Source organism: Caulobacter sp. GW821-FHT10C03 (genome assembly GCF_059415485.1).
In genome coordinates this window covers 244317-270643 of record NZ_JBWKNI010000003.1, presented here as the reverse complement: position 1 = coordinate 270643, position 26327 = coordinate 244317, and the positions used below count along the sequence as shown (strand labels likewise).

Sequence of the window (26327 nt, the reverse complement as noted above, 5' to 3'; positions counted from 1 at the left end):
CTGTTCAGGCAAGCGCGCGCCACAGCACATAGGCGGCCGTCGCCACAACCATGGCGGCGAACAGCCGGCGCGCCAGCAGGACCCGCGAGGCCAGGTGCGGCGCCAGGCGCGTCCCCGCCAGCACCCCGACGCCGCCGCCCGCGACCAGGGCCAGCAACAGGCGCCCGTCCACGAGGCCCGAGGCGGCGTAGCTGACGCTGGTCGCCGCGCCGAACAGCGCCACCGACACCAGGGACGAGGCCGCGGCGTTGGCCAGGGTCATGCCGGCCGCCGCCATCAGGCCCGGCGCGATCAGGAAGCCGCCGCCGATGCCGAAGAACCCCGCCGCCAGCCCGGTCGCCGCCCCGGCCGGAACCAGCCGCGCGGCCTTGCCCGGGTCGATGCGGACGTCCGGATCGCCCGGCGAGCGCGGGGCGCGGAACATCGAAAGCCCGACGGCCGCCATGGCCAGGGCGAACCAGGCCAGCAGGTGGCCGCCCGGCAAGGCCTTGGCCACATGGGCCCCGACCAGCGAGCCGACGAGGCCGGGCGCGCCGAAGGTCAGGGCGCAGGGCCATTTCACCCGGCCGGCCCGCGCCTGGGCGGCCAGGCCGACGGCGGCGTTGACCGCCACGGCCGCCGCCGAGGTGCCGATCGCCACATGGGCGTCGCTCACCCCGACGACATAGAGCAGCAACGGCGTGGCCAGCACCGAACCGCCGCCGCCGAACAGCGTCAGCAGCAGCGCGACCACCGCCCCGCTGAGGGCGGCGGCGACAAGGCTCGCGTCCATGACTTCACGCCGACGCCGGACGGTTCCAGGGCGCCAGGGCCAGGAGTCTCGCCATGCCGCAGAAGCCGGTGACCCCGGCGAAGGTCAGCCCCGCCCCGACGAAGCCCGCCACGCCCAGGAGCCAGGGCGAGACGGTCAGGCCCAGGACCACGCCCGACAGCACCAGCAGCCCGGCGACGATCTGCACCTGGCGCATCATCTCCAGCGGCGCCTTGCGGTCGGTCTCGACGGGCAGGCCGGCCCGGTCCCAGGCGTCGAGGCCGCCCTCCAGCACGTGCGCCGCCCCCGCGCAGGCCGCCGCCAGGCGCTGGCCGTTGGCGGCCGTGCGCAGGCCCGAGCGGCAGGTGAAGATCACCTCGCGCCCGTCGGCCGGGTCGAGACCCGCCGCGTCCAGCGTCGACAGCGGGCGCGACAGCGCGCCCCTGGCCCGCCGCCGGGCGAATTCGTCGGGTTCGCGGATGTCGATCAGCACGGCGCGGCCCTGCGCCAGGCGCCGGGCCGCCTCGTCAGGCGTCAGGGGATCGAGGATCGTGGTCATGGGCGGCGGTCTCCGCTGGAGGGCAGAAGATCTCCGCGAGCGTGCCGACCACCTTGAGGGCGGCCGGATCGGCGATCCGGTACCAGAGGCTCGTGGCTTCGCGGCGCGCGGCCACGATCCCCTCCTCGCGCAACACCGCCAGGTGCTGCGAGAGGGCCGACTGCGACAGGCCGACCAGGGGCTGGATCTGCCCCACCGACCGTTCGCCGTCCGCGAGCTGGCACAGGATCATCAGCCGCCGCTCGTTGGCCAGGGCGCGCAGGAGCTTGGCGGCCTGCGCGGCGCTGGCCTCGAACTGGCTGACGTCGAAACGCGAGAGATCGAACATGACCGCCATATATTAGCTTGATCTAATTTAGCAAGCACTAATATAAAACGCCTGCCACCGGAGGCTCCAGCCATGCGACCCGACGTTCAAGCGTTTTTCGATCCCGCCACCTTCACCGTCAGCTACGTCGTCGCCGATCCGGCGACGCGCACGGCCGCGATCATCGACCCGGTGCTGGATTTCGAACCCAAGGCCGGCAAGCTCTCGACCGGTTCGGCCGACGCCCTGCTGGCCGCCGTCGAGGCCCGGGGCCTGACCCTGGCCTATGTGCTGGAAACCCACGCCCACGCCGACCACCTGTCGGCCGCAGACTACATCCGCGGCAGGAGCGGCGCCAAGATCGTCATCGGCGCGCGGATCGTCGAGGTGCAGAAGACCTTCATCCCCGTGTTCGAGGCCGACCTCGCCGCCGACGGGGCGGCCTTCGACGTGCTGATGAACGAGGGCGACGTCCTGCCCCTGGGCGACCTGTCGATCGGCGCGCTGCACACGCCCGGCCACACCCCGGCCTGCCTGACCTATCTGATCGGCGACGCCGCCTTCGTCGGCGACACGATCTTCATGCCCGACTACGGCACCGCCCGCGCCGACTTCCCCGGCGGCGACGCGCGGACCCTGTACCGCTCGATCCGCAAGGTCCTGGCCCTGCCGCCGGAAACCCGCGTCTTCGTCGGCCACGACTACCTGCCGCAAGGCCGGTCGGACTATCGCTGGGAAACGACCGTCGCCGAGGAGCGGGCCCGCAACATCCATGTGCGGGACGGCAAGGCCGAGGACGACTTCGTCGCCCTGCGCGCGGCGCGGGACGCGACCCTGCCGGCCCCGACCCTGATCCTGCCGTCCCTGCAGGTGAACATCCGCGCCGGCGCCCTGCCCGCGCCGACCGCGGCCGGGAACCTGTTCCTGAGGATCCCGGTCGCGTCCTGACCGTCAGGACCCGCGACGAACGAGTTCCGGCAGCGACAGGCCGCTGACCCGGTGGTCGCCGGGCAGGCGGCAGGCGTGGTCGGCGATGGCGATCGCCGCCGCGTCGGCCCGGCGCAGCTTGCCGTCGGCCGTGCCCAGGTGGGTGAAGTCCTTGTCGAAGTCGCGCGCCTGGACGACCAGTTCGCCGGTCTTCGAGCAGTCGATCCGCGAGGTCACCTCGGTGAAGCCCTCGTTCCGATCGGACCAGACGAAGTACGTAACCCGCAGCGCCTTGCCGACGCGGTCGATCGAGTTGATGTCCACGGCGACCTTGGAGCGCCCGGCGCGCCCGATGCCGGAATAGTGCTGCGTCGGCCCCGACAGCAGGGGATTGGGCGGCGCCCAGCCGGTGGCGTGGGCGTCCAGCACCCGCAGCTGCTCGGTCGAATAGGGCACGTCGAACACATACCAGTCCTGCTTGCCCCACGGCTCGGCGAGGGCGGGTCCAGCGGCCGCCAGGGCGGCCAGGGCCAGAAGGGTCGCGCGCATCCATTCCTCCACTTTTGGTTCTTTGCTGCCTAAAAGCGTATGAGACGATCAGAGCGCGATCAATACGTATTCACGAGTCCATATTAAGAAATCGCCTCGACCCCCCATCGAACAAGTCTGGAAATATTTGGAAATAATCCAGATCATGGGACGACAGCGCTGACAGTTTGCTTTGATAGCGAACCTATAGACTTGAAATACCAACCATCTAAGCCAGCCGCCCGTACAGCCGGTAGCGCTCGTCGCCGATGGCCATGAACGGCTTGAACACCACCTCGCCGCTCGCCGAGGCCGCCGTCCAGTCGTCTCCCCGCCGGCGCGCCGCCAGCCACTGGGCCTTCGTCAGCTTCACCTCGCCGGGACCGATCGGCAGCAGCACCAGCGGCCCGGTCAGCAGCGCCACCACCTCGGGATGGGCGGCGTTCAGCGGCTCCAGCCGCGGGGTCATGTCGAAGGCGACCTCGACCTTGTCGCCCGGCCGCCACAGGCGCTCCAGCGCCACGAACGTCCCCGGCCGCGCCGCCACCTCCGCCGGACGGCCGTTGACCAGGATGCGGGTTCCCGCCCACGCCCACTCCGGAACCCGCAGCATCAGCGAAAACCGCGTCGGACGGGCCGGATCGACGGCGATCGCGATCGTCGGCTCCAGCGGATAGCGGGTCTCCTGGCGCAGCGACACCGCCGAGCCGTCCACGCTGGCCGACAGGGTCGAGGGGACGTAGAGGTTCACATAGAGCTTCGCCCCGTCCTGCAGATAGGCGCTGATCCCGTAGTCGGCCGCCAGCTGGATGAAGGTCCCCGAGCAGCAGGGCCACAGCTCGTCGCGATAGAACTTCGAGGCCGCGTCGCTGTAGTCGGAATAGTAGAAGGTCTCGCCCTTCGGCGTCGTGTCGCGCGCGCCGAGGATGGTGTTGTAGAGCACCCGCTCCATGCTGTCGCCGTAGCGGCTGTCCTTGGTGATCTGCAGCAGCGAGCGGGCGATCTTGAAGTGGCCGTAGGCCCCGCACGGCGTCTCGAAGCTGCGATGGGTTTGCGTCAGCGACTTCAGCAGGGTCTCGCTGTCGCCCGCGCCCAACAGCTCCTCATTGGGACCCCAGCCGCCGGTGGCGAACGACTGGGCGAGCACGAAGTCGAAGCCGTTGCGGGCGGCCTTCAGGTACTTGTCCTGCCCTGTCGCGTACCAGGCCTGGATCGCCGAGTTCAGGGCGTTGACGTGGCTGTAGGCGTGCTTGCCGGCCAGCGGGCTCTGCCCCCGCGCCAGCGGATCGAACAGCGCCTCGTCCTGCATGTAACGCAGGGCCAGCGTGCGGTAGCGCTCGCCCAGGCCCAGCCGCCAGGCCAGGAACAGGTTCTCGGGCAGGGTGTAGGGCTCGTCCCAGATCTCGGCCTCGCTGGAATAGGGCCGCTGCCGGCGCTCCTCCCGCGTCAGGGCCTTTTCCGGCAGCACCGGCAGGACGGCGTCGGTGACGCTGTCCAGCGCCGGGCCCGCCTCCTTCACGCCGGCGTAGCGCCAGGCGTCGATCAGGCCGATCACCACCTTGTCGTAGGTGTAGGCCGGCAGGGTGTAGCCTTCGAAGAACCGCGGCGAGATCGTCTGGGCGTACTTCACGACCAGCCCCCGCACCTTCTCCCGCGTGGCCGCATCGTCGGTGATGGCGACATAGCGCGACAGGCCCGAGACGTACTGGCCGAAGCTGTGGCCGGGGATGTAGCCGTGCCAGTCAGCCGTGCTCCAGTCGTTGACGTCGATGTGGAAGTCGGCGCTGTCATCGTACCAGCCGCCCATGTCCTCGCCCGGCGCGGGCAGGCCGGCGCGCTGGCGGAACGGCTTCAGCAGCCGGTCGTCGTCGAGCCCCATGAACAGCCGGTGCTGCCAGTCCAGCTGGTCGCGCATCTTCCCCGGCCCCAGCCGCACGCGGTCGTAAGGGAAGGTTTCCAGCGCCGGGCCTCTGGCCGGAGCGACGCCCTTGCCCACCCCTTCGGCCCAGGCCGTCGGCGCGCAGGCCGCGCAGCAGCCGGCCATGAACATGCGGCGAGACACCATGGTCGCGTCACCTCCCCCGGGAAACGCCTCTTTCATCCTACAATTCGCCGGCGGCGGGTAGGGCGCATAGCCGCGCCCACAATTCCAAGCCCACGCTTGCCTCGCCCCGAATCCCGTCCCACTTTCGGGGGGTCATGAGCGACCGTTCCACCGGCCTCGCCCCGTCGCGGCTCACCGCGGTCCTGGGGCCCACCAACACCGGCAAGACCCACCTGGCGGTCGAGCGCATGCTCGGTCACGCCTCGGGGATGATCGGCCTGCCGCTGCGCCTGCTGGCGCGCGAGATCTACGACCGCATCGTCAAGCTGCGCGGCAAGGCCAGCGTCGCCCTGATCACCGGCGAGGAGAAGATCGTCCCGCCGCGCGCGGCCTATTTCGTCTGCACGGTCGAGGCCATGCCGCTGGGCCGCGAGGTCGACTTCGTGGCCATCGACGAGATCCAGCTGTGCGCCGATCCCGAGCGCGGCCACATCTTCACCCACCGCCTGCTGCACGCCCGGGGCCGGTTCGAGACCATGCTGCTGGGCGCCTCGACCATGGCCCCGCTGGTCCGCCGCCTGCTGCCCGACGCCGAGATCGTCGGCCGCGAGCGGTTCTCCAACCTGTCCTACGCCGGCTCCAAGAAGCTGACCCGCCTGCCCCGGCGCACGGCGGTCGTGGCCTTCTCCACCGACGCCGTCTACGCCATCGCCGAGCTGATCCGCCGCCAGCGGGGCGGGGCGGCCGTGGTCATGGGGTCCTTGAGCCCCCGCACCCGCAACGCCCAGGTCGCCCTCTACCAGAGCGGCGAGGTCGATTTCCTGGTGGCCACCGACGCCATCGGCATGGGCCTGAACATGGACGTCGACCACGTGGCCTTCGCCGGCCTGCGCAAGTTCGACGGCCGCCGCACCCGCTGGCTGCACCCGCAGGAGGTGGGCCAGATCGCCGGCCGCGCCGGCCGCTACACCCGCGACGGCACCTTCGGCGTCACGGGCGACTGCGAGGAAATGGACGAGGATCTCGTCCAGGCCGTCGAGGAGCACGCCTTCCAGCCGGTGATGGCCGCCGAGTGGCGCAGCGCAAAGCTCGACTTCGGCAACCTGCCCGGTCTGCTGCGCTCGCTGTCCGAGCCGCCGAACCGCAACGGCCTGACCCTGTCCCAGGAAGCGCTGGACGAGCGCACCCTGCGCAAACTGGCGACGCATGAAGACGTCGTCGCCCGCTGCAAGTCCGACCGCTCGGCCCTGCTGAAGCTGTGGGACGTCTGCCAGACCCCCGACTTCCGCAAGACCACCGACGACGACCACCAGCGGATGGTCAAGACGCTGTTCGACGACCTGACCACCGGTCGCAAGCGCCTGCCGGAAGACTGGATCAACGGTCAGTTCAAGGCCCTGGACCGCACCGACGGCGAGATCGACAGCCTGGCGGCGCGCCTGTCGGGCGTGCGCACCCTCTCCTACATCGCCAACCGTCCCGACTGGCTGGCCAACCCCGTCCACTGGCAGGGCCGCACCCGCGAGCTGGAAGACAAGATCAGCGACACCCTGCACGAAAAGCTGATGGCGCGGTTCATCGACCGCCGCACCAGCGTGCTGATGAAGCAGCTGGGCGAGCGCGAGACGATCCTGGCCGGCGTCGCCGCCGACGGCGAGATCAGCGTCGAGGGCCATGTGGTCGGCCGGCTGACCGGCGTCACCTTCATCGCCGAGAAGGGCTCCAGTCCGCTGGAGGAGAAGGCCCTGCGCAACGCCGCCCAGCGCGCGGTGGGGCCGGAGATCGCCCGCCGCCTGGGTCTCTTGGCCGCCGAGCCGGACGAGGCCTTCGCCCTGACGCCCGACGGCATGATCCTGTGGCGCGGCGAGGCGGCCGGGGCCGTGCGCGCCGGCGGCGACCTGCTGTCGCCCCGCGCCCGCCTGCTGGGCGAGCTTGGTCCCCTTCCGGCGCGCGAGCGGGCCGAACGGCGGCTCGACGCCTTTCTGGCCTCCGAGGTCGACCGGCATCTGGCGCCCCTGCGCAAGCTGCAGCAGGCCCTGGCCGGCGGCGAGCTTCGCGGCCTGCCGCGCGGCGTCGCCCACCGCCTGCTGGAGGCCGGAGGCGTGCTCGACAAGCGTCCGCTCGATCCGGAACTGAAGGCGCTCAGCCAGGCCGAGCGCCGCACGCTCAAGAGCCTGGGTGTCCGCATCGGCGCCTTCTCGCTCTATTCGCCGGGCGTGCTGCGCTCGGAAGCCATCGCCTGCGCTCGCGCCCTGGACCCCGGCGGCTGGCGCGGCCCGCTGGTCGGCCTGAGCGCCCTGCCCTCGCCCCTGCCGCCGCCGCGCACCCTGGCGGCCAGCGGCCTGCGTATCGCCGGCAAGCACCTGGTTCCGGTCGAGACCCTGGAAAAGCTCGACGCCCTGCTGCGCGCCGAACAGCGCCCGGGCGGCGTGGTGCTGACCCCGGCCGCGCTCGAAACCCTGGGCTGGAGCGCGGCCGAGGCCTCCTCGGTGCTGCGCTCGCTGGACTACACCCCGGCCGTGCGCGCCAAGCCCGACGCTCCGATCGTCTGGAAGCGCCGCGGCGCCCAGCGGCTGGAACCCAAGCCGGTCCAGGCCCGCCCGGACTCGCCGTTCGCCGCCCTGGCCAAGCTGACCGAGCCGCCGCCTCCGGCCCCGTCGGCGCGCCGTAAGAAGCCCCGCCGCCGCAAGCCGGCGATCGCCGTCCCGCGCGACCAGATCGCTTCATGAACCACGCGCACCACGACGCCCATCACGGGGAGCACCATGCGGAGCACTGCCGCGCCGACGTCTGGCTGTGGCGCGCCCGCTTCTTCAAGACCCGCTCGATGGCCGCCCGCTTCGTCGACGAAGGCCGCATCCGCCTGACCCGCGCCGGCTCGCCCGACAGCCGCGTCGACAAGCCCTCTCGAACGCTGAAGGCCGGCGACGTCCTGGTCTTCGCCATCGGCGGCCGGTTGGTGAACGTCCGCGTCCTCGACTGCGGCGAACGCCGCGGCCCGGCGACCGAGGCCCGGGGGCTGTACGAGGCGGTGGAGGGGTAGCCCAATGTCCCCTCTCTCATAGAGAGAGGGATCAAACCAACGCCCCCAACCTTCGCCATAGACGCCGCCGCGCCATCCGCTACCTTCGGTGGAGTTTCATCCGGGGGAGTACATCGCGTGGCGTCGTTCCGTTCGGCCGTGGCCGTCAGCCTGGCCCTGTTGCTCACCGGCGTCGCCCACGCCCAGCCCCCCGCCCCGCCCTCCGGCAAGCCCGCCAAGCCCCCGACGCCGATCCGCGCCTTCGACCTGCTGCAGATCGAGGCCTTCGGCCGCGCCATCTATCGCCAGGACATCGCCGCCTGGCTGGCCAGCGACGCCCTGGGCGACAAGGTGCCCGACCTGCAGGGCGCGGGCCTCAAGGGCTGGCTGGTCGAGGACGACGGCAAGACGGCCACGGTCCGCTTCCTGCGCGACAAGGGCGCCGGCCTGGAGATCGGCTACGACGTGGTGGTCGACGGCAAGGGCGCCGGCCCCGTCACCGAACCGGCCGACCGCAAGCTGACCGACGAAGAGCGCCTGAGCTTCTCGGCTCGCGCGGCCGCCATCGCCGCCCAGCCCGCCGCCTGCCGCCCCGGCTACAACACCGCGATCGTCCGCGATCCGCAGGGCGACGGCTTCATCGTCTGGCTGCTGGCGCCGTCTCCGGCCGCGGGCGCGATCCCGGTCGGCGGCCACTACCGCGTCAGCGTCGCCGCCGACGGCAAGACCGTCACCCGGGTCGACGCCCTGTCGATGTCGTGCCTGCTGATGGAGCGGCCCAAGGCCAAGGCCGGCCAGCAGCCGGTCATGGTCTTCGCAACACATCTGGTCTCGCCGACGCCCGTCGAGACCCACGCCTTCCTCAGCCTGCTCTACAAGCTGCCCATCGCCGTCGGCACGGGCCCGAACGAGGTCTGGGCCGTCGACCAGGGCCGGATCAGCAAGATGGACCTGGGCAAGAAATGAGGACCGCCCCGAAACAACCCTCTCCCTGAAGGGAGAGGTGTCGGCGAAGCCGACGGAGAGGGAAGCGGCTGCGAAGCCGGCTAGCGCGGCGGCGGCTGAAAACGGCCCCCCTCCGGCCCTTCGGGCCACCTCCCCCAGAGGGGGAGGATCTCATAGCCGTCCGCGCGCCCCACCTTTCAGCGCATCGATCTTCCGCTCAGGCCTCGGCGGGTCGGTCTCGGGCTCCAGCGCCGACAGCCAGCCGCCCGCCGGCCGCGCCGCGCGCTCGGGCGGCAGGGCGACGACGATCTTCCTCACCGTCGCGGCCATCTGGCCCAGCAGCCGCACCTTCTCGGACGCCTTGCGGAAGGCTTCGCGATCGAGGCCGTCCTCCATCGCCGCCCACAGGTCATCCATCGCCGCCATCAGCCGCTGCTGGATCTTCGCGCACCAGGCGCGGGAGGTCTGTTCGCTCATGACCAACAGCATGAGGCCGGCCCGGAGGCCGGGGACAGGAAACGTGCGTTTTCTTGTAGGGCTTTGAATTCGTTGGGAGCGATCCGGCCAGACACGGGGATAACCCTCTCCCGCCCCCTTACTCCCGTCATTCCCGCCCTTGTGGCGGGAACCCCTCTGTCAGCCGCAAGGGCGGGAGGGGCGGCGTGCTCAGCACGCCGCTCGCATCTCACGTGTCAGCGGAACCAGGGTTTCCCGCCACAAGGGCGGGAATGACGGGACGAAGAAGCATCCCTGTGGATAACTTCAGATCGAAAACCCGTCCACGAAACCCGGCACCTTCTCGGGCGGCATCGGGCGGCTGAAGTGGTAGCCCTGCACCTGGTCGCAGCCATAGGTGGCCAGGGCTTCCAGCTGGGCCAGGTCCTCGACGCCCTCGGCCACCACCTTCATGCCCATCGACGAACCCAGGGTGATCACCGCCTTCACGATCGCCGCGTCCTCGGCGTTCTGGACGAAGCCCTTGTCGATCTTCAGCCGGTCGATCGGGAACTGCCGCAGGTTGGCCAGGCTGGCGTAGCCGGTGCCGAAATCGTCGAGCGCGATCATCACCCCGGCCGCGTGCAGCTTGCGCACCGTGTCGCTGACCACGTCCGAGGCCCAGCCCATATAGACGTGCTCGGTGACCTCGATGGTCAGGCGGTCGCACGGCACGCCCCAGCGGGCCAGGCGCTCCTGCACCTCCTCGGCCAGACGGCCGGAGCGGAACTGGGCCGCCGAGATGTTGACCGCCACCCGGCCGAACTCGATCCCGGCGTCCAGCCAGGCCCGCATCTGCTTCAGCGCCGTCTCGAAGGCCACGTCACCCAGCTTGAGCGACAGGTCCTGGTCCTCGAAGGCCGGCATGAAGCGGTCGGGCGTGAGGATTCCCTGCTCGGGGTGAGCCCAGCGCATCAGCGCCTCGAAGCCGGCCACGCTGCCGCTCTCCAGGTCGATCACCGGCTGGTAGTAGAGGATGAACTCGTCGGCCTCGATCGCCGCGCGCACGTCGCGCAGCAACTCCAGCCGCTGCTCCAGGGCCGAGCGCATCGACGGGTCGAACAGGATCGAGCGGTTGCGGCCCTCGTCCTTGGCCCGATAGAGGGCGATGTCGGCGTTCTTGAAGATGTGACTGGGGTCGGCGTCCGGGTCGCCGTGCAGCGCCGCCCCGATGCTGGCGCTGACCGAGAAGCTGCGGCCAGCGTGCTGGATCGGCTGGCGCAGCAGCTCCTGCAGGGCCTTGATCGGCCGCAGCATGTCGCCCTCGCCGTGCAGGCCGCGCAGGATCACCGCGAACTCGTCGCCGCCCAGGCGGGCCACCGTGTCGCCGGCCCGGAAGGCGTGGCGCAGCACGTCGGCCAGCCGCCGTAGCAGGGCGTCGCCCGCGTCGTGGCCCAGGGTGTCGTTGATGTCCTTGAAGTGATCGACGTCGATCATGATCAGGCCGAAGATCTCGCCGGCCATCTCCGAGGCGTCGACCGCCTCCTGGAACTTGCGCTGGAAATAGGCGCGGTTGGGCAGGCTGGTCAGCGGGTCGCGGAAGGCCAGGTTCTCGACGGCCTCGGTCTGCCGGCGGCGGTCGGTGATGTCCTTGAAGAGGTTGACCAGCCGCTCGGGCTTGCCGTCGCCGCCGACGAAGCGCTTGCCGACCGAGCGCACCCAGGTCTCGATGCCGTCGTCGCGATTGAGCCGGAACTCGAACACCGCCGCCTCGCCGTCGCGGCGGGCGCGCATGATCTGGGCCATGCGCTCGCGGTCCTCCTCGTGCACGATCTCCAGCGGATCGGCGTCGAACAGGCACCACTTCTCAAGCTCGGGGCAAGTGCCCGAGACGTAGACCTCGCCGGTCTTCAGATCGACCTCGCGCACCATCAGGTCGTCGAGCTCGAGCGCCAGCTTCAGCCGCTGCTCGTTGCGCTCGGCCCGCAGCGCGGTCTGGGCGTAGCCGGTGACGTCGCGGGCGGTGACGATGACGGCGAAGATGATCCCCTCGTCGCTGCGGCAGGCGGCGAACTCGCTGCGCCAGATCCGCTGGGCGCCCTCCACCACCTGGGCCCTGTAGCGCGAGAACGGCTCGCCGGACGACAGGCAGCGCTCCAGGCTCTCGACGTCCTCAAGGTTCATCAGGCAGCGGGCGAAGGGCTCGCCCGGCGCCAGGTCGGGGGTCAGGTCCTCGTCGCGCCATTCGGCGCTGACGGCGGCCAGCCGGCCCGAACGATCGATCAGCGCGGCCGCGAACGGCGCATGCGCGACGAAGGCCTCGAACGAGGCCATTCGAAGCCGCAGCTGCGCGTTGATGTCCTCCGCGCTCGCCGGCGGAGCGGTCTTCAGGGCCATGCTGGTCATTCTGGTGTCGGCTTCCCGACGTTGTTGTGCGGCGTATCCTCAACTACACAGTGAAACGCCTTCCATAAGAATTGGTATCTTTCGACGAACCTCGTTCTTCATTGTCGGAAGCCCGACAAAGCGTGCTCAAAGCGCCGCTCGCGGGCGCCCGTCTGTCGGCGTCGTCAGAAATCCTGGCCCCGCCGCGCACCGCGCCGCATTGACATTCACGCCCGTCGCTCCGAAAACGCGGCCGCGTTACGTCCGTCCGTCCCAGAAAGCCGCCAAGTTCCGATGACCTACATCGTCACCGACGCCTGCATCCGCTGCAAGTTCATGGACTGCGTCGAGGTGTGCCCGGTGGATTGCTTCTACGAGGGCGAGAACACCCTCGTGATCAATCCGGACGAATGCATCGACTGCGGCGTCTGCGAGCCGGAATGCCCGGTCGACGCCATCAAGCCGGACACCGAGGACGAGGCCGACGGCAAGTGGCTGCGGATCAACTCCGACTACGCCAAGGTCTGGCCGAACATCACCGTCAAGGGCGAGCCGCCGGCCGACCGCGCCGACTTCGAGCGCGAGACCGGCAAGTTCGAGAAGTACTTCAGCGAAAAGCCCGGCAAGGGCTCCTGATCCGGGGCTGAATCCCCGTTTCCACGGCTGGTTTACAGCCGTCGCGACCCCATGCCGGGTCGCAAGCCTTTCATGAGGCTGAATTTTATGCTATTGTCGCTTCCGACGTGACGGATGCGCCCTCGCACCCGCATGTCTGGTGGAAGACGACAGCCGTTCAACGGCTCGCCCGATCGAAGGCGAAGGGTGACTTAAGAGACACTCCAAATCCTGATCCGACTTGGCCCCGCCTCTCCGACGGACGGGTTGCTATCGCTTTTTGGGATGCTTGGAAACGGCGTTTTGGGCGCGAGCCCAATTTTATGAGGACGAACGAATGAGCAAGAGCGGTCTGGAATTCTCGGTCGGCGATCACGTCGTCTACCCCGCCCACGGCGTGGGGACGATCCAGGGCATCGAGACCCAGGAAGTGGCCGGGATGTCGCTCGAAGTCTACGTCATCACCTTCGACCACGAAAAGATGACCCTGCGCGTCCCGACCAAGAAGGCCAAGGCCGCCGGCCTGCGCCCGCTGGCCGAAGGCGACGTCGTCAATCAGGCCCTGACCACCCTGAAGGGCCGCGCCCGCGTGAAGCGCACCATGTGGTCGCGTCGCGCCCAGGAATACGAAGCCAAGATCAACTCGGGCGACCTGGTGTCGATCGCCGAGGTGGTCCGCGACCTGCACCGCGCCGAAAACCAGCCGGAACAGTCCTATTCGGAGCGTCAGCTCTATGAATCGGCCCTGGACCGCATGGCCCGCGAAGTCGCCGCCATCGAGCGCATCGACCGCGAAGCCGCCATCGGCATCCTGACCAAGTCGCTGATCAAGACCGCCGCCTGAGGCTTCCGCCTCAACGACGACGTCTTCGAAGACGCCCCCGGTTCACCGGGGGCGTTTTTCGTTGGGGGCCGGACCAGGGCGCGGCTTGGGCACGCAGATATTGGCGACGATGGTGGCGCCGCCGTCGTCAGCGAACGTCTCGTAGCCGACGATGCGGCTCACCTTGCGCTGTCCGGGCGGACAGCCGTCGGAGGCGCACGCCGAAAGCACCAGGCCGGCCAGCGCCACAGTCGCCCATCGCATCAGCATGAAGCTCCCCTTGCCGCTCCGCCTCATGGCCAGCTTGGCAGCAGATCCGATCGCGCTCAATCTCGATCGGCAGCACCGGAGTCTTCGCCATGGCCGAACCCAAGACCCGTCCGACGGACGCCAGCGTCGATGACTTCCTGGCCGCCTCGCCCGAGGCCCGCCGGGCCGACGCCGAGACCGTCCGCGCCTTGCTGGCCGAGGTGGCCGGCGCGCCGGCGGTGATGTGGGGGCCCTCGATCGTCGGCTTCGGGTCCTATTCGACCGGCGGCCCCAAGCCGATGGACTGGCCGCTGCTCGGCTTCTCGCCGCGCAAGACCGAGCTGGTGCTCTATTTCGCCTCGGACTTCCCCGAGCGCGAGGCCCTGCTGGCGAAGCTGGGCAAGCACCGCTCCGCCGTCTCCTGCGTCTACGTCAAGCGGCTGGCGGACATCGACCTGGCCGTCGTCCGCGCCCTGGCCGAAGCCTCGGCCGCCTGGACGCGGAGCGGCCACACGGCCTGCTGAGCCCTTACGCCGGCTTCCTGCGCAGCACCCGCGCCCGGCGCTTCTTCAGCCAGATGACCACGCCCGTGACGCTCAGCGCGGCCACGACCAGGCCGGTCAGCGAGATCAGGATGCGGCCCGGCAGGCCCAGGATCCGGCCCGAGTGCAGCGGGAACTGGGCCTGGACGAAGATGTCCGCGGCCGTGCCCTTCCAGGGCAGGCGCTCGCCCAGATAGCGGCCGTCGGCGCCGTCGTAATAGAGGTAGGGCGGGCCCACGCCGCCGGCCCCGTGGTCGTCGCCCACCTTGTGGAAGGCCACGCCGTAGACGCCGTAGTGCGGCGAGTAGAACGCCCCGCCCACCGGGGCGGTGAAACCGCGCGCGGCCGCGTCCGTCCTAGCCTTGGCGATGATCGCCTCATAGGTCTGCTTGGGCAGGATCGGGTTGTCGTGGCTGGTCGGCACGCGGGTGTCGAACGGGGTCGGCGAGACCTTCGAGATCTTCGACATCACCGGATAGAACACCTCGCTGTAGAGGTTCAGCGAGAAGGCCGTGAAGGCCACCACGAACAGCACGCCCCACAGCCACAGGCCGAAGGCCCGGTGGATGTCGAAATTGATCCGGTAGGCGCTGGCCTTGGTCTTGATCTGCCAGGCCGGCTTCCAGCGGCTCCAGAAGCTCTTGGCGGGCTTGCGGCCATTGGTCGGGCTGGCCGGCAGGGTCAGGTAGAAGCCGACGAAGCAGTCCAGCGTCCACAGCACCGCGACCCCGCCCAGCAGCCAGACGCCCCAGCGGTCGATCCCCCAGAACTCGGGAATGTGCAGGGTGTAGTGCAGGATGTAGAGGAACGAGACGAAGGTCTCGGTGGTGATCGGCCACACCGCGCCCCACTCGCGCCGGCCCTGCTCGACGCCGGTCGCCGGGTCGATGAAAACCTGGTTGTAGCCGAGTTCGTAGTGCTTGCCGGTCTTGGGGTCCTGGCGGGCGTCTACGCCGATGGCCAGGGTCTCGCCCGGCTCGGCGGTCAGCGGGAAGTAGGAGACGATCACCCGCGGATCGCGGGCCTCGACCTGCTTGACAATGTCGAGGGTCGGCAGGGCCGGACCATCGGTCCTGGCGTGCATCAGGTGCGGATTGAGGACGTCGTCCAGCTCGTGGTCCCACGAGATCACCGCGCCGGTGACGCCCGAGATGAACAGGAAGCCGGCGATGAACAGGCCCACCCAGCGGTGTACGAAGGTCAGGGTCGGCCGCACGGCCGCGCGAACGGCCTTGGCCACCGAGGCCGCGGGCGGCTGCGGGACCGGCGTGACGTCCGGCGCGTAAGGTGTTTCCAGATTGCGCGCGTCCATCCGGCCTCCCGGAGCCCTTCGGTTCCGCGCCATGCGAGGCGGTTGAAAGGCTCGAAAACAAACATCAAGGGCGTGGCGACGGGCGAACCGCCGCCACGCCCCTCTTAATAACGATTATTAGAAGCGATAGTCCAGGCGAACCGACACGCTGCGCGGGGCGGCGTAGTAGGCCTGCCCCCACATCAGGCTGTTGAGGTACTTCTCGTCGCCGACGTTCTTGAGGTTCAGCGTGCCGCGGATGCGGTCGGTGACGTCGACGCCGGCCATCAGGTCGACCACCGCATAGGCGTCCTGGGTGACGTCGGCGGCGTCGGTGGTGATCTCGTCCTGCCAGCGCACGGCGGCGCCGAGCTTGAGGTTGCGCAGCGACGGCACGCTGTAGGTGGTCGAGGCCTTCAGCGTCTTGCGCGGCAGGAAGACGCGGGCGTCGGCGCCCGTCGCCGTGTCCTCGATCTCCAGCGACGTCCAGCCGGCGCCGACGCGCCAGTTGTCGGTGATGCGGCCGCTGGCCTCGATCTCGTAGCCCTTGGATTCGGTGTCCTGAGCCGAATAGTAGCTCTTGCCGTCGGTGAAATAGCCGGCCCAGGCGGCCAGGCCGTTCTGCACGGCCTTGAACACCGAGCCGGTCACGTAGAGGCGGCCGTCGAACCACTCGCTCTTGACCCCGGCCTCGTAGCTCTTGCCGTGCACGGCGGCGAGCTTGGCGCGGGTGGAGTCGACCTCCGACTGCGGATTGAAGATGTCGGTGTAGCTGGCGTAGAGCGAGACGTTCTTGTTCAGGTCGTAGACCGCGCCGAGGTACGGGCTGACCTTGCTTTCGTCGCGGGCCATGTCGGCGCCGTACGAGAAGCCGTAGGCCTTCAGCTTCAGGGCGTTGAAACCGGTCACCAGCTTCAGCTTGTCGGTCACGCTGAGGTGGGCGCCGGCGTAGAAGCGGGCCAGCTTGGTGGTCTCGTTGGCCGACAGATAGGCGCCGGGGAAGCTCGGCTCGGCCGGCTGGGTCGAGCCCCAGCTCGAGACCGACGAATAGACGATCGAGTCGCTCGAGAAGTCCTCGTACTCGTGCCCTTCCGAACGCGAGACCTGGCCGCCGACCACCAGCTGGTGCTCGCGGCCGAAGGCCTGGAACGGACCCGATGCGTAGGCGTCCAGGGTGTAGCTCTCATAGATCGACGGATAGACGCCCGCCATGCCGTAGACGCCCAGGCCCGTCGTCGGGTCGATGCCGTCCGCGCCGGTGTAGGCGTAGAGCAGCTTGGCGTGCTCCTCGAAGCGCTTGGCCGTGGCGATGGCCTTGATCCGCCAGCCGTTGTCGAGGCGATGCTCGACCTCGGCGAAGGCGGTCTGGTCGCGAACGTCCCAATAGGTCCAGTCGGCCGAGGTCGAGGACGAGACGTCGTAATTGATCAGGCTGCCGTCGCTGTAGGTCAGCGGCAGGGCGCCCCACAGCACGCCCGAAGCCCGGTTGTCCTGCATCGACCAGCCGAAGGTGGCCGTGGTGTTGTCGGTCACGTCCCAGGCCAGCAGGGCGGCGTAGACGTTCCGGTTGACCTTGTAGTGGTCGAGATAGGAGTCGCGGTCCTCGTTGGCATAGATCAGCCGGCCGCGCAGCGTGCCGCTCTCGTTCAGCGGGCCCGAGACGTCGGCCTCAAGGCGCTTGGAGTCCCACGAGCCGTACTGCAGGGCGGCGTTGGCCTGGAACTCGGCGGTCGGGCGCTTGCGCACGTAGTTGACGGTGGCCGACGGGTTGCCGGTGCCGGTCATCATGCTGTTGGCGCCGCGCACCACTTCGACGCGGTCGAACAGCACGGTGTCGAGCTCGCCGAACTGGATGCCCCAGATCAGCGGCAGCCCCACGCCGTCGACCTGGAAGTTGGTGATGTCGAAGCCGCGCGAGTTGTAATAGGTGCGGTCGGTCTCGACCTTCTCGACGTTGACGCCGGTGGTCAGGGCCAGCACGTCGTTGATGTTGGTCAGGGCGAAGTCGTGGATCGTCGCGCCGTCGATGATGGTCACCGACTGCGGCGTCTCGCGCAGGCTCATGTCCAGACCCGTCACCGCAGAGGTGCGGGTCTTGGCGCCGGTCACCACCACGCCGTCCAGGTTGTCGGCCGCGCCGTCGGCGGCCGGGGCCTCGGCCGCGTGGGCGGCGGCCAGCAGGGCCGGGCTCATGGCCGCGGCGAGGAGGAAGGCGCGAAGGGATCGGGACATCTGGGGCGCTCGTGCAATCAAGAATAAGTCGCAAGAGCGCATAGGAGCCGGGTCCGGAGCTGTCAAACCTCAGGATGCAATAGATTCGCATTTGCGTTCAGGCTGCGTCCTTTCGGCCACGGCGCGCGTCGGCAGAGCTTGGTTAGCGCTAACAATTGTGGCTGGCGAAACGGCCTCGGCTCATGCGAGATCACGGGAAAACTACGCTTCGCATTAGGGTCGCCATGTCGTTCACTTCAGCCCCGAGCCGCCGCGAAACCCTCCAGGGCCTGCTTCTCGGCGCGACGATGACAGCGCTGCCTTTTGGAGCGACAGCCTACGCGGCGACGCGCGCCCTGCCCTATCGCTGGCGCAACGTGCGGGTCGGCGGCGGCGGCTTCGTGCCCGGCGTCGTATTCAGTCCGGTCGAAAAGGGCCTGGCCTATCTGCGCTCCGACATGGGCGGGGCCTATCGCTGGCAGGCCTCGGAAAGCCGCTGGATCCCGCTGCTCGACGATCAGGCCCAGGGCAGCTGGCAGGGCGTCGAGAGCGTCGCGACCGATCCGCTCGACGCCAACATCGTCTACCTGGCCTGCGGCATGGGCCGGCCCGATCCGGCCGCCATCCTGCGCTCGGAGAACCGCGGGACCGACTGGACCGTGATCCCCGTCCCCTTCCGCATGGGCGGCAACGAGGACGGCCGCGGCCTGGGCGAGCGCCTGGCCATTGATCCCAACGACACCCGCACCCTGTACTTCGCCTCGCGCCACGACGGCCTGCAGGTCAGCCGCGACCGGGGCGCGACCTGGGGCAAGTCCGCCAGCTTCCCGCTGCCGGGCCTGGGCCTCAACGCCCGCCCCGCCCCCACGCACGGCGGCCTGTCGTTCGTGATCTTCGATCCCCGCAGCGGCCAGCCGGGCCAGGGCAGCAAGACCCTGTTCGTCGGCGTCGCCGATCCGTCCGAGCATCACCTGTGGCGCAGCGACGACGGGGGCGCGAGCTGGAAGCCGATCCCCGCCCCGCACGCCTATCTCGCCTGCAAGGCGGCGCTGGATCGCGAAGGCCGGCTCTACGTCACCTATTCCAGCGGTATCGGCCCGTCGAACGTGGCCGACGGCGCGGTCTGGCGGCTCGACACGGCGACCAACGCCTGGACCGAGGTCACGCCCGCCAAGCCGCAGGCCCAGCGCGGCGGCGGCTTCATGGGCGTGGCGGTGGACGGAGGCGGCGCGGTGGCGGTGACCAGCCTCAACCGCTGGAACCCGCACGACACCCTGTGGCGCTCCACCGACCACGGCGCGACCTGGACCGACCTCTATCCCGACGCCCGCCGCGACGTGACGACCACGCCCTTCCTGCACTGGGGCGAGCCGGAGGCCGACTTCGGCTGGTGGATGGCGGGTCTGGCCATCGATCCGTTCGACCCCGACTTCGCCTGCTACACCACCGGCGCGACCATCTACGCCACCCGCGAGTTCACCAAGGCCGCCGCCGGCCGCCCGACCACCTGGTTCCCATGGGTCGAGGGCATCGAGCAGACGGCGATCATCACCCTGGCCAGCCTGCCCGAAGGTCCGCAACTGCTCAGCGGTTTCGGCGACATCTCCGGCTTCGTGCACGACGACCTGTCCGTCTCGCCGACCGACCAGTTCACCACCCCGGTGTTCGGCAACACCAACTTCATCGACTACGCGGGCCGCAAACCCGCCATCGTCGTCCGTAGCGGCACGCCGCACCAGCGCCACGGCGGCCCGACCCTGGCCTGGTCCGGCGACCACGGGCGCAGCTGGGCGCCGATGACCGCGCCGCGCATCGGCAGCGCTCCGCCGCCGCCCGGCCAGGGCCGGCGCGGTCCCGACCCGCACGACGACGCCGCCATCGTCGTCAACGCCGACGGGAGCGTGTTCATGGTCATGACCGCCCAGGCCCAGATCACCCGCGACCAAGGCGCGACCTGGCAAGCCAGCAAGGGCCTGCCGGCCTGGGTGCGCCCCGTGCCCGACCGCGTCGATCCCAGGCGCTTCACCGCCATCGACCTTCAGACCGGCAAGCGCTTCCTCAGCACCGACGCCGGCGCCAGCTTCGTCGAAGCCCCGGTGCGCGGCCTGCCCGCCGACCTGTCGGCCGACCAGGTGACCTGGCGCGAGATCCCCTGGCCGCTGAAGGCCGTGCCCGGCCAGGCCGGCCATCTGTGGTTCGTCTCCACCCAGGGCCTCTTCCGCTCCACCGACGGCGGCGCGCGCTTCACGCGGATCGACGGCGGCGTGCAGGTCGACCAGCTCGACCTCGGCGCCTCGCCGCCCGGCAAGCCCTGGCCTGCTCTCTTCGCCATCGGCCGCAAGGACGGGGTGAAGGCCATCTGGCGCTCGGACGACGAAGGCAGGAGCTGGGTCCGCGTCAACGACCCCCGCCACGAATACGGCCGCCGCTTCCGCTGCCTGGCCGCCGACATGCGCGTCTACGGCCGGGTCTATGTCGGCACGGACGGACGCGGGATCGTCTACGGGGAGCCGGGCTAGAGAAACCTCTCCCATAGGGAGAGGGAGGGGCCCGCCGCGAAGCGGTGGGAGGGTGAGGGGTTACACCCTCATCGCATGGCCCGCGATCGAACCGGCACGCCGGCCGGCCTCGTAACCCCTCATCCTCCCACGCCTGCGGCGCGGGCCCCTCCTTCTCCCTCTGGGAGAAGGTGAACCATCAGCGCCCCGCCCGCTGCTTGATCCAAGCCTCCACCGCCTGCGTATAAGCCCCCGGCAGGCCCAGTGTCCGGTTGACGTCGGCGTGGCTGAGGTCCTGCGGCAACACCGGCATCGCCTGACCGGCCTTCTCCACCTGCGCCTGGAACGCCCTGGCGTCGTCGCAGGGCTTGTCGGGACGCTTCGTCGAGCAGACCACCAGCATCGGCACGGCCGCCGGCGTCCACTGGTCCATCGGCGAGACCTTGGCCCAGCCGGCCGGATCGCTGCCGAACGCCTCGTCGTAGAAACCCGGGTGGCGACCGTCCATCACCGACGCGACCTTCATCGCCGCCGAGTCCAGCACCACCGTGCCGGCCCAGGGCTTGCCGACCATCTCGGGCTTCGACGACAGCAGGGCCACGATGTGCGCCCCGGCCGAGTGGCCCATCAGCACGATCCGCCGGTCGCTGGCGCCCCACTCGACGGCATGGTCCTGCACCCGCCGCAGGGCCAGCGCCACGTCCTGCGCCTGCTCGTAGGCCATGGCCTCGGGCAACAGGCGGTAGTTGACGCTGACGAACACGTAGCCCTTGGGCAGCCAGTATTTCAGCTTGTTCTCGATCGAGCCGACATTGGCCTTGTCGCCGATCTTCCACGCCCCGCCGTGGACCATGACGATCACCGGCGCGTCCTGCGCGCCCGGCGGAATATAGACGTCGATCGCCTGGCCCTTGGCCGTCCCATAGGCCTCGGTGAGCTTGCGGGCGCCCGGCGCGATGGCCTGCAGGTCGACCGGCCGCTCCTCTTGCGCGCGCTTTTCCTGCAGGCGCTGGGCGATACGCTCGCGCATGTGGTTGCGCAGCGGCTGGGCCTCGGCGGCGAGCACGCCCATGCTCAGGGCGCCGATCACGGCGGCGGTAAGGATCTTGCGGGTCATGGCGAGCGATATCGGCTCGCCCAAGCGCGGCTTTTTCGGGGCGGCGTCAGGCCGCGTGGCCGAACCCGTGCACGGCGTCGCGCAGGTGACCGAAATTGATCGGCTTGGCCAGCACGGTGACGTCTTCGAAGCCTTTGCGCGGCAGGGCGCCGTAGCCGGTGGCGAAGACGAACGGCACGCCCTTGGCCCGCAGCGCCTCGGCCACGGGAAACACCATCTCGCCGCCGATATTGATGTCGAGCACGGCGCCGTCGAGGCTGGGCTTGTCGTCGTCGAGATAGGCCAGGGCCTCGCCCACGGCCCCGAACGAGCCGGAGACCTCGCAGCCGAGGTCCGTCAGCAGGTCCTCGACCATCATGGCCACCAGGGCCTCGTCCTCGACGATCATGATCCGCCGCCCGTTCATGCCGCCGCCAGCCTTTGCGACAGGGGGGCGCGGAAGGTGAAGACCAGGCCTTCGGGGGCGAAGTCCAGCAGCGCCGAACCGCCCAGATCGCGCGACAGGCCGCGCCGGATCAGCCGCGAGCCGAAGCCCTCGCCGCCGGGCGCCGGGGCCACGACGGTCGGGCCGCCGCGCTCGCGCCATTCCAGGGCGAAGGTCGGGTGCAGTCCGCCCGCGTCCTCGACGCGCCAGGAGACGAACACCTTTCCTTCCGGAGCCGACAGCGCCCCGTACTTGGCCGCGTTGACGATCAGTTCGTGCAGGGTCATGTGCACGGCCACCGCCGCCTCGGGCGTGATCTCGATCGGCGGCCCCTCGACCACGAAACGGCCGTCCTCCAGCCCGCCGAACGGGCGCATGGCGGCGGCCAGGATCTCGCGCAGGTGGGCCTTGCCCCAGGCCTGCTTGGTCAGCAGTTCGTGGGCCTGCGACAGGGCCAGCAGCCGCGACTCGAACGACTCGTTGAACGCCGCCGGCGAGGTCGCCGTGCGCAGGGTCTGGCTGGCGATCGACTGCACCGAGGCCAGGGTGTTCTTCACCCGGTGATCCAGCTCGCGCATCAGGAAGGTGCGCCGCTCCAGCTCCTTGTTGAGCGAGGCGTGCAGGCGGCCGCTCTCCAGGGCCGCGGCCGTGGCGCGGGCCATGACCTGCAGCTTGGCGACGATCTCCGGCGGCGGCGTATGTTCCTTGGCCCAGTAGGCGCCCAGGGCCGCGATCGGATCGCGGGTGCGCACCGGCGTCATCACCAGGCTTTTGACGAAGGTTGGCCGGTAGGCGTCGTGCGGGATCCGGTCGTCCTGGTAGATGTCGGGGATCACCACCGTCTGGCGGTTCAGCATCGCCCAGCCCGAGATGCAGGCGGTCAGCGGGAAGCGCTTGCCCTTCCACAGCGGGCCGATGGCGTCTTCGTCCAGGTACCAGCAGCAGTCGTTGTCGCGCAGCACGAAGGCCACGCCGTCCGCGCCGGAGATCCGGCGCGCGGACGAGCGGACCACGGCGGCCACCTCGTCGATCGTGCGCGTCGCCGACAGCTCCTCGATCGTCTCGACCAGAGTCAGCAGCGCAGAATCGTCTTCACCGCCCGACAAGTCGTGTTCGGCCATGTCCAGCATAAGGATTTGACGCTCGCGGGGCTACTTGCGCCCAAACCTAGCACGCGTCGGGGGGACAACAACAAGAGGCGTGGCGCCGCACAGGATTACTCCCGGTTGCCGGGAAGGTTAACAGAGTCCTTGCGCCGACCGACAGCCGAGGGAGATCAAGGCTTTGTAGCGCTACCGTTTGCCAAGGCCAGGCGCCCGCACACGCTCTACTTGCGACAATCAGCCGCGCCGTCGCCTCGCCCGGGCTTCGCACCCGCCGCAACATGCGCTATGCACCCGGTCCGCGCCATGCCGCACGGTCCAGTAGCTCAGCAGGATAGAGCAGCGCTTTCCTAAAGCGAAGGTCGGGGGTTCGAGTCCCTCCTGGACCGCCACCTATGTGTGGCGCCAACTTAGAACTGGCCGCGTTCCAACTTAAAGATGGCCATATGTGCGAGCGTCCCGCAACGGAGCGTTGTTGTAGCTCGCGCGGCAGAGTGCGCGCACCTGACTCATCGCCGCCGTTGGAAAGGTCCGCTTCCTGGCGGCAGCCCTAGGTGTTGACGACTTTGGCCCCACTAGCGCCGGACCTGACCGAGGTGAGTCTTAAAGGCTGTCGGGGGGCGGATTGCACTGCATGCGCACCACCCCGATTGATGTGTCCCTACACACGAGGTCTCAGCCGATCGGCAAACGCACGGCACCCGGAGCACTCAAGCGTTGCAACGCCGGTAAAGCTGAAGCTATTAGTTGTCCTTGGGGCGGATCAGACATGACGAATTTCATCCAGCGAACGATCCTTAGGAAGGCGCTTGTCGGGAATCCTCAGTTGCGTGACAACCTGCGAACACTGTTTAAGAGATTGAGCGATACTTCGCTAAGTGACGCGGACTTGAGTGCGATCGAAGCACAAATCGTCGACGTTCTCAGCATTCCAGAGGCGCTCAGCCTCCCGTCGGCCTTGCCCGCTGACGGAGCTCCTCTAGTAATGACCGACCAACAGTCCAAAACGGTACAGCGCGTAATTGCGCGCTTCAGCGACGTCCCGCTGCGAGCGCGGGTAGAGTCGGCGTTGGCCGACGCGAAGCGTTCAGGTCGCATCCGGATTGAGGCTTGACCCCAATGGCAAATGCTCCAGTCGCCCCCGCGCCATTTGTCACTCTGCACCTCTCCGACATCCACTTCGGTCAGGAGAAGGGCGAGGCAGTCGAAATCAATAGGGACGCGCGCGAGCAGCTCATCCGCAAGGTTCGCGCCATCGCTGCGGCGAGGCAAGTCGCGGGCAAGGCGCCAATTGGCAGCCTGATCATCTCCGGTGATATCGCCTACTCAGGTCAGAAGACGCAGTATGACGACGCCGTCGCCTGGCTCGCGCAGGTCAGCGATGCTGCGGGCTGCGATCCGCTTTCGGTCCAGGTGGTGCCTGGGAACCACGACATCGATCGCGGCAAGTCACTGATGGTCAGCGGTCTGATCAAGGACCTTTTCCGTTACGGGAAGGCTCATCTCACAAAAGCACTCGAAAGCGAGGACAGTCGCGCAGCCCTTTACAAGCGCATGGCTGCGTACGACGAATTCGCCAGCGGGTATGGATGCAAGCTCGATACGAATGGCGGGAATGCCGGGGTTAAAGAACACGTCTTCGCGCCGGGACGAACGCTGCGGATTGTCGGGCTGAACAGCGCCTTGATGTGTTCCGGCAAGGAGAACAACAAGAGGCCAAAGCTGCTCCTAGGCGCACGGCAGCGCATAATCCCCGAACTAGACGAAGTGGAATACGTCGTCCTTGTTCATCATCCGATGTCGTGGTTGCGCGACGGCGAGGAGACGCAAAAGTACATCGACAACCGCGCGCGGATTCTCATGTGCGGTCACGAACACCGGCCAAACGTTACGCTACGACCGGTCGCTGGCAATGCAGAGATTCTGATCATCGACGCCGGGGCTACAGTGCCCGATCAAATCAACGAGGAATACACATACGCGTTCAATGTTGTCGACGTGGCGCTAGCCGAAACGCAGGACGCGATCGACGTGACCGTCGACACCTATCGTTGGAAAGAAAGTGAAAAGCGCTTCCATCAGGACCGCACTGATCACGTAGATGGGGAACCACGACGGCGGCGGCTTGTATGTCCGAAGTTCCAATCACCGTCAGGCGCTCCGCGAATTCAAGCCCCAATGTCAGCGATTGCGGCTGAACCCGTGACCGAGCAGCCTGCCTCCGACGGGCTGCAGCCCGCGATCGAGCCGATTGAGCTAGCACCGACCGCCAATACCGCGGTCAGAGACGCGCATGTCTTTGCGAGCGTGCGCAGTGCGTTCTTTCACAAGCTCCGAATGGCGCAACGTCTGAGGGTGCTCGTCGAGCTTCGGGCGATTCCCGAAGGCATTGAGACGCTCACGTCCAACATGATGCTAATGCAGCTCGATCAACTTCATCGTGAGGGCAGAACCGCGGATCTCGTGGCCGCCGTCGAAGCTGCACAGGGGGATTCAAGCCAATGAGCCACGCCGCCACGAAACACTTTGCGATCATTGACGTCACGATCACCGACGATTTCATTGACCGACGAACCAAAGCAGCGACGACCACTGCAGTACGATGGCGCAAACTTTCGACCGCAGCGTCGGCGCTCGAGAAGGCGAGCATGCTGGCTGATGCGATCGTCAGCGCGGCAGCCGGTGGCCCTGTTCCGGCCGCGCTCCGGCAGGAGGTCGGCACTGATATCCAGAAGCATGGCCCGGCGCATGACCCCGCTGATGTTTCGCGCGACTTCGAGGTCGCGGTCGTGGCCGCGGTCGCTGCGATTATCGTTCTGGATGGAACAGCCCAGCGCACCGAGTACTGCACTGTGTTCGCCGAGGCCCTCTCGGCGGCGATGGACATGTCGGCAGCGAAGGTCCCGCCGCGGGTCGCCGCGCTTTGGGAAGATCTTGCACTCGCCGCGCGCAGTATGTCCGACGACGTTGCCGAGCGGCGTCGCGATCGCCAGCCAGTGGATACCGCCGATACCGCCGGGGCGCTCCGCGCGCTTGCGGCCAACAGTAGAAAGGACGCCGAAGAGATCGATACGCTTTGGTGGGCGCTGAACGACTGGAGCACCCTTGCGGAGGCCTCACTGAGCAAGCTTCCGTCAGCCGAGGGAATCGTGGTCGCCGCGACCGAGCTCAGCCACCTGCTAGCCTGGCCAGCTGTCCGCGCCCACCGCCAGCTTGCACACCGGAACCTTTCTGATCGCAATGGCCAGATCGCTTTATCGGAGTTGGGCGTCGAACGCGCCCCGCTGCGTGCGAGAATCGATTCAGCGCTTGCTCCCCTCGAAGCCCTCGTCACCGAACACCCGAGAGTGTTCGTCGCGTTGACGGCCGCAATGGCCGCGACACCGGCGCTCGCGGCGGCAAGACTTGGCGCCGCCCAGATCGACAGCTCGCAAAGCACGACTGCCTGGAACTGGTGTGAACGATTGGTTCGCGAGTTGAGTTTGGCCAGCTCAGCCGGCGCCAAGCCGGGCCCACTCGAATGAGCCTGAATTGTCCAAAGCCAAGCTGCA

At 68.6% G+C, this 26327-nt stretch carries 24 protein-coding genes, 1 tRNA gene and 1 pseudogene; 13 read left to right on the top strand and 13 right to left on the bottom strand.

Annotation, left to right across the window (positions count from 1 at the left end):
• Nucleotides 1-4: 4 nt before the first annotated feature.
• From AC07NG_RS05345 to AC07NG_RS05335, 3 genes are read right to left on the bottom strand one after another with little or no spacing between them, the layout of a single operon-like run.
• Nucleotides 5-772 (bottom strand): sulfite exporter TauE/SafE family protein, encoded by a 768-nt coding sequence (locus tag AC07NG_RS05345; RefSeq protein ID WP_494592633.1) that lies wholly within the window; start codon nt 770-772, stop codon nt 5-7.
• A 4-nt stretch (nt 773-776) separates the two neighbouring features.
• The gene (locus tag AC07NG_RS05340; RefSeq protein ID WP_492853770.1) at nt 777-1310 is read right to left on the bottom strand and encodes a rhodanese family protein; all 534 of its coding nucleotides are present in this window, start codon (nt 1308-1310) and stop codon (nt 777-779) included.
• Nucleotides 1279-1638 (bottom strand): ArsR/SmtB family transcription factor, encoded by a 360-nt coding sequence (locus AC07NG_RS05335; protein ID WP_199228528.1) that lies wholly within the window; start codon nt 1636-1638, stop codon nt 1279-1281. Before AC07NG_RS05335 ends, AC07NG_RS05340 begins: the two co-directional genes overlap by 32 nt.
• 72 nt (nt 1639-1710) lie before the next feature.
• On the opposite strand from AC07NG_RS05335, the gene AC07NG_RS05330 reads away from it, so the two are divergent.
• Entirely contained in the window at nt 1711-2565 is an 855-nt protein-coding gene (locus tag AC07NG_RS05330; protein WP_494592632.1) for an MBL fold metallo-hydrolase, read from the top strand.
• 3 nt (nt 2566-2568) lie between these two features.
• On the opposite strand, the gene AC07NG_RS05325 is transcribed toward AC07NG_RS05330, so the two are convergent.
• Together AC07NG_RS05325 and AC07NG_RS05320 are read right to left on the bottom strand one after the other, a co-directional pair.
• Nucleotides 2569-3093: a hypothetical protein gene (locus tag AC07NG_RS05325; RefSeq protein ID WP_494592631.1), complete on the bottom strand. Its 525-nt coding sequence runs from the start codon at nt 3091-3093 to the stop codon at nt 2569-2571.
• Between the two features lie 208 nt (nt 3094-3301).
• Nucleotides 3302-5137 (bottom strand): beta-L-arabinofuranosidase domain-containing protein, encoded by a 1836-nt coding sequence (locus AC07NG_RS05320; RefSeq protein ID WP_494592630.1) that lies wholly within the window; start codon nt 5135-5137, stop codon nt 3302-3304.
• A 134-nt stretch (nt 5138-5271) separates the two neighbouring features.
• Here AC07NG_RS05320 and AC07NG_RS05315 point away from each other — a divergent pair, with 134 nt between their 5' ends.
• The 3 genes from AC07NG_RS05315 (at nt 5272) to AC07NG_RS05305 (ending at nt 9104) form a co-directional block, all read left to right on the top strand.
• Complete coding sequence (locus tag AC07NG_RS05315) at nt 5272-7845, top strand: helicase-related protein (RefSeq protein WP_494592629.1); 2574 nt, start codon at nt 5272-5274, stop codon at nt 7843-7845.
• Nucleotides 7842-8159, top strand: a complete 318-nt coding sequence (locus tag AC07NG_RS05310; RefSeq protein ID WP_494592628.1) for an RNA-binding S4 domain-containing protein — start codon at nt 7842-7844, stop codon at nt 8157-8159. The genes AC07NG_RS05315 and AC07NG_RS05310 overlap by 4 nt, the downstream gene beginning before the upstream one ends.
• Before the next feature lie 117 nt (nt 8160-8276).
• The gene (locus AC07NG_RS05305; RefSeq protein WP_494592627.1) at nt 8277-9104 is read left to right on the top strand and encodes a hypothetical protein; all 828 of its coding nucleotides are present in this window, start codon (nt 8277-8279) and stop codon (nt 9102-9104) included.
• Nucleotides 9105-9254: 150 nt separating this feature from the next.
• Here the strand turns inward: AC07NG_RS05305 and AC07NG_RS05300 are convergent, their stop codons facing one another.
• On the bottom strand, nt 9255-9560 hold the full coding sequence (locus AC07NG_RS05300; protein WP_494592626.1) for a hypothetical protein: 306 nt from the start codon (nt 9558-9560) through the stop codon (nt 9255-9257).
• 121 nt (nt 9561-9681) lie between these two features.
• Here AC07NG_RS05300 and AC07NG_RS05295 point away from each other — a divergent pair.
• Nucleotides 9682-9820: pseudogene (locus AC07NG_RS05295) on the top strand (hypothetical protein); the annotation flags it as partial.
• Between the two features lie 25 nt (nt 9821-9845).
• On the opposite strand, the gene AC07NG_RS05290 reads toward AC07NG_RS05295, so the two are convergent.
• Nucleotides 9846-11924, bottom strand: a complete 2079-nt coding sequence (locus tag AC07NG_RS05290; RefSeq protein WP_494592625.1) for a putative bifunctional diguanylate cyclase/phosphodiesterase — start codon at nt 11922-11924, stop codon at nt 9846-9848.
• Between the two features lie 273 nt (nt 11925-12197).
• On the opposite strand from AC07NG_RS05290, the gene fdxA reads away from it, so the two are divergent.
• Both fdxA and AC07NG_RS05280 read left to right on the top strand, forming a co-directional pair.
• Nucleotides 12198-12539 carry a ferredoxin FdxA gene (gene fdxA, locus AC07NG_RS05285; RefSeq protein ID WP_487288018.1) on the top strand — a complete coding sequence of 114 codons (342 nt, stop codon included), beginning with the start codon at nt 12198-12200 and terminating at the stop codon, nt 12537-12539.
• Between the two features lie 316 nt (nt 12540-12855).
• The gene (locus AC07NG_RS05280) at nt 12856-13362 is read left to right on the top strand and encodes a CarD family transcriptional regulator (protein WP_487288017.1); all 507 of its coding nucleotides are present in this window, start codon (nt 12856-12858) and stop codon (nt 13360-13362) included.
• A gap of 42 nt (nt 13363-13404) precedes the next feature.
• Here AC07NG_RS05280 and AC07NG_RS05275 read toward each other — a convergent pair whose 3' ends face one another.
• Complete coding sequence (locus AC07NG_RS05275) at nt 13405-13605, bottom strand: hypothetical protein (RefSeq protein WP_494592624.1); 201 nt, start codon at nt 13603-13605, stop codon at nt 13405-13407.
• Between the two features lie 95 nt (nt 13606-13700).
• Here AC07NG_RS05275 and AC07NG_RS05270 point away from each other — a divergent pair, with 95 nt between their 5' ends.
• The gene (locus AC07NG_RS05270; RefSeq protein WP_494592623.1) at nt 13701-14114 is read left to right on the top strand and encodes a DUF1801 domain-containing protein; all 414 of its coding nucleotides are present in this window, start codon (nt 13701-13703) and stop codon (nt 14112-14114) included.
• A 4-nt stretch (nt 14115-14118) separates the two neighbouring features.
• Here the strand turns inward: AC07NG_RS05270 and AC07NG_RS05265 are convergent, their stop codons facing one another.
• Together AC07NG_RS05265 and AC07NG_RS05260 are read right to left on the bottom strand one after the other, a co-directional pair.
• Complete coding sequence (locus AC07NG_RS05265; protein ID WP_492853780.1) at nt 14119-15444, bottom strand: PepSY-associated TM helix domain-containing protein; 1326 nt, start codon at nt 15442-15444, stop codon at nt 14119-14121.
• 117 nt (nt 15445-15561) lie between these two features.
• On the bottom strand, nt 15562-17655 hold the full coding sequence (locus AC07NG_RS05260; RefSeq protein ID WP_494592622.1) for a TonB-dependent siderophore receptor: 2094 nt from the start codon (nt 17653-17655) through the stop codon (nt 15562-15564).
• A 287-nt stretch (nt 17656-17942) separates the two neighbouring features.
• Between AC07NG_RS05260 and AC07NG_RS05255 the strand changes: the two genes are divergently transcribed.
• Nucleotides 17943-20153, top strand: coding sequence for a WD40/YVTN/BNR-like repeat-containing protein (locus AC07NG_RS05255; protein ID WP_494592621.1), 2211 nt, complete (start codon nt 17943-17945; stop codon nt 20151-20153).
• 178 nt (nt 20154-20331) lie between these two features.
• Here the strand turns inward: AC07NG_RS05255 and AC07NG_RS05250 are convergent, their stop codons facing one another.
• Genes AC07NG_RS05250 through AC07NG_RS05240 form a run of 3 tightly spaced genes read right to left on the bottom strand, consistent with a single transcriptional unit; the run spans nt 20332 to nt 22794 of the window.
• Nucleotides 20332-21249: an alpha/beta hydrolase gene (locus AC07NG_RS05250; RefSeq protein WP_494592620.1), complete on the bottom strand. Its 918-nt coding sequence runs from the start codon at nt 21247-21249 to the stop codon at nt 20332-20334.
• Between the two features lie 46 nt (nt 21250-21295).
• Nucleotides 21296-21655 carry a response regulator gene (locus AC07NG_RS05245; RefSeq protein ID WP_058349276.1) on the bottom strand — a complete coding sequence of 120 codons (360 nt, stop codon included), beginning with the start codon at nt 21653-21655 and terminating at the stop codon, nt 21296-21298.
• Nucleotides 21652-22794: a sensor histidine kinase gene (locus AC07NG_RS05240; protein WP_487288010.1), complete on the bottom strand. Its 1143-nt coding sequence runs from the start codon at nt 22792-22794 to the stop codon at nt 21652-21654. The genes AC07NG_RS05245 and AC07NG_RS05240 overlap by 4 nt, the downstream gene beginning before the upstream one ends.
• A gap of 297 nt (nt 22795-23091) precedes the next feature.
• Between AC07NG_RS05240 and AC07NG_RS05235 the strand changes: the two genes are divergently transcribed.
• The 4 genes from AC07NG_RS05235 (at nt 23092) to AC07NG_RS05220 (ending at nt 26300) form a co-directional block, all read left to right on the top strand.
• Nucleotides 23092-23168: transfer RNA gene (locus AC07NG_RS05235), tRNA-Arg, on the top strand.
• A 242-nt stretch (nt 23169-23410) separates the two neighbouring features.
• Nucleotides 23411-23890 (top strand): hypothetical protein, encoded by a 480-nt coding sequence (locus tag AC07NG_RS05230; protein WP_494592619.1) that lies wholly within the window; start codon nt 23411-23413, stop codon nt 23888-23890.
• Between the two features lie 5 nt (nt 23891-23895).
• Nucleotides 23896-25281: a metallophosphoesterase gene (locus AC07NG_RS05225; protein WP_494592704.1), complete on the top strand. Its 1386-nt coding sequence runs from the start codon at nt 23896-23898 to the stop codon at nt 25279-25281.
• The gene (locus AC07NG_RS05220; RefSeq protein WP_494592618.1) at nt 25278-26300 is read left to right on the top strand and encodes a GTPase-associated system all-helical protein GASH; all 1023 of its coding nucleotides are present in this window, start codon (nt 25278-25280) and stop codon (nt 26298-26300) included. Before AC07NG_RS05225 ends, AC07NG_RS05220 begins: the two co-directional genes overlap by 4 nt.
• The last annotated feature ends 27 nt before the right edge of the window (nt 26301-26327 follow it).

Bases quoted from the DNA above. Each gene is read 5' to 3' on its own strand.
- AC07NG_RS05265 (WP_492853780.1), bottom strand. From the start codon at position 15,444: ATGGACGCGCGCAATCTGGAAACACCTTACGCGCCGGACGTCACGCCG.
- AC07NG_RS05320 (WP_494592630.1), bottom strand. From the start codon at position 5,137: ATGGTGTCTCGCCGCATGTTCATGGCCGGCTGCTGCGCGGCCTGCGCG.
- AC07NG_RS05260 (WP_494592622.1), bottom strand. From the start codon at position 17,655: ATGTCCCGATCCCTTCGCGCCTTCCTCCTCGCCGCGGCCATGAGCCCG.
- AC07NG_RS05345 (WP_494592633.1), bottom strand. From the start codon at position 772: ATGGACGCGAGCCTTGTCGCCGCCGCCCTCAGCGGGGCGGTGGTCGCG.
- fdxA (WP_487288018.1), top strand. From the start codon at position 12,198: ATGACCTACATCGTCACCGACGCCTGCATCCGCTGCAAGTTCATGGAC.
- AC07NG_RS05290 (WP_494592625.1), bottom strand. From the start codon at position 11,924: ATGACCAGCATGGCCCTGAAGACCGCTCCGCCGGCGAGCGCGGAGGAC.
- AC07NG_RS05280 (WP_487288017.1), top strand. From the start codon at position 12,856: ATGAGCAAGAGCGGTCTGGAATTCTCGGTCGGCGATCACGTCGTCTAC.
- AC07NG_RS05220 (WP_494592618.1), top strand. From the start codon at position 25,278: ATGAGCCACGCCGCCACGAAACACTTTGCGATCATTGACGTCACGATC.
- AC07NG_RS05315 (WP_494592629.1), top strand. From the start codon at position 5,272: ATGAGCGACCGTTCCACCGGCCTCGCCCCGTCGCGGCTCACCGCGGTC.
- AC07NG_RS05230 (WP_494592619.1), top strand. From the start codon at position 23,411: ATGCGCACCACCCCGATTGATGTGTCCCTACACACGAGGTCTCAGCCG.
- AC07NG_RS05340 (WP_492853770.1), bottom strand. From the start codon at position 1,310: ATGACCACGATCCTCGATCCCCTGACGCCTGACGAGGCGGCCCGGCGC.
- AC07NG_RS05225 (WP_494592704.1), top strand. From the start codon at position 23,896: ATGGCAAATGCTCCAGTCGCCCCCGCGCCATTTGTCACTCTGCACCTC.
- AC07NG_RS05270 (WP_494592623.1), top strand. From the start codon at position 13,701: ATGGCCGAACCCAAGACCCGTCCGACGGACGCCAGCGTCGATGACTTC.
- AC07NG_RS05245 (WP_058349276.1), bottom strand. From the start codon at position 21,655: ATGAACGGGCGGCGGATCATGATCGTCGAGGACGAGGCCCTGGTGGCC.
- AC07NG_RS05275 (WP_494592624.1), bottom strand. From the start codon at position 13,605: ATGCGATGGGCGACTGTGGCGCTGGCCGGCCTGGTGCTTTCGGCGTGC.
- AC07NG_RS05250 (WP_494592620.1), bottom strand. From the start codon at position 21,249: ATGACCCGCAAGATCCTTACCGCCGCCGTGATCGGCGCCCTGAGCATG.
- AC07NG_RS05300 (WP_494592626.1), bottom strand. From the start codon at position 9,560: ATGAGCGAACAGACCTCCCGCGCCTGGTGCGCGAAGATCCAGCAGCGG.
- AC07NG_RS05310 (WP_494592628.1), top strand. From the start codon at position 7,842: ATGAACCACGCGCACCACGACGCCCATCACGGGGAGCACCATGCGGAG.
- AC07NG_RS05325 (WP_494592631.1), bottom strand. From the start codon at position 3,093: ATGCGCGCGACCCTTCTGGCCCTGGCCGCCCTGGCGGCCGCTGGACCC.
- AC07NG_RS05330 (WP_494592632.1), top strand. From the start codon at position 1,711: ATGCGACCCGACGTTCAAGCGTTTTTCGATCCCGCCACCTTCACCGTC.
- AC07NG_RS05240 (WP_487288010.1), bottom strand. From the start codon at position 22,794: ATGGCCGAACACGACTTGTCGGGCGGTGAAGACGATTCTGCGCTGCTG.
- AC07NG_RS05255 (WP_494592621.1), top strand. From the start codon at position 17,943: ATGACAGCGCTGCCTTTTGGAGCGACAGCCTACGCGGCGACGCGCGCC.
- AC07NG_RS05335 (WP_199228528.1), bottom strand. From the start codon at position 1,638: ATGTTCGATCTCTCGCGTTTCGACGTCAGCCAGTTCGAGGCCAGCGCC.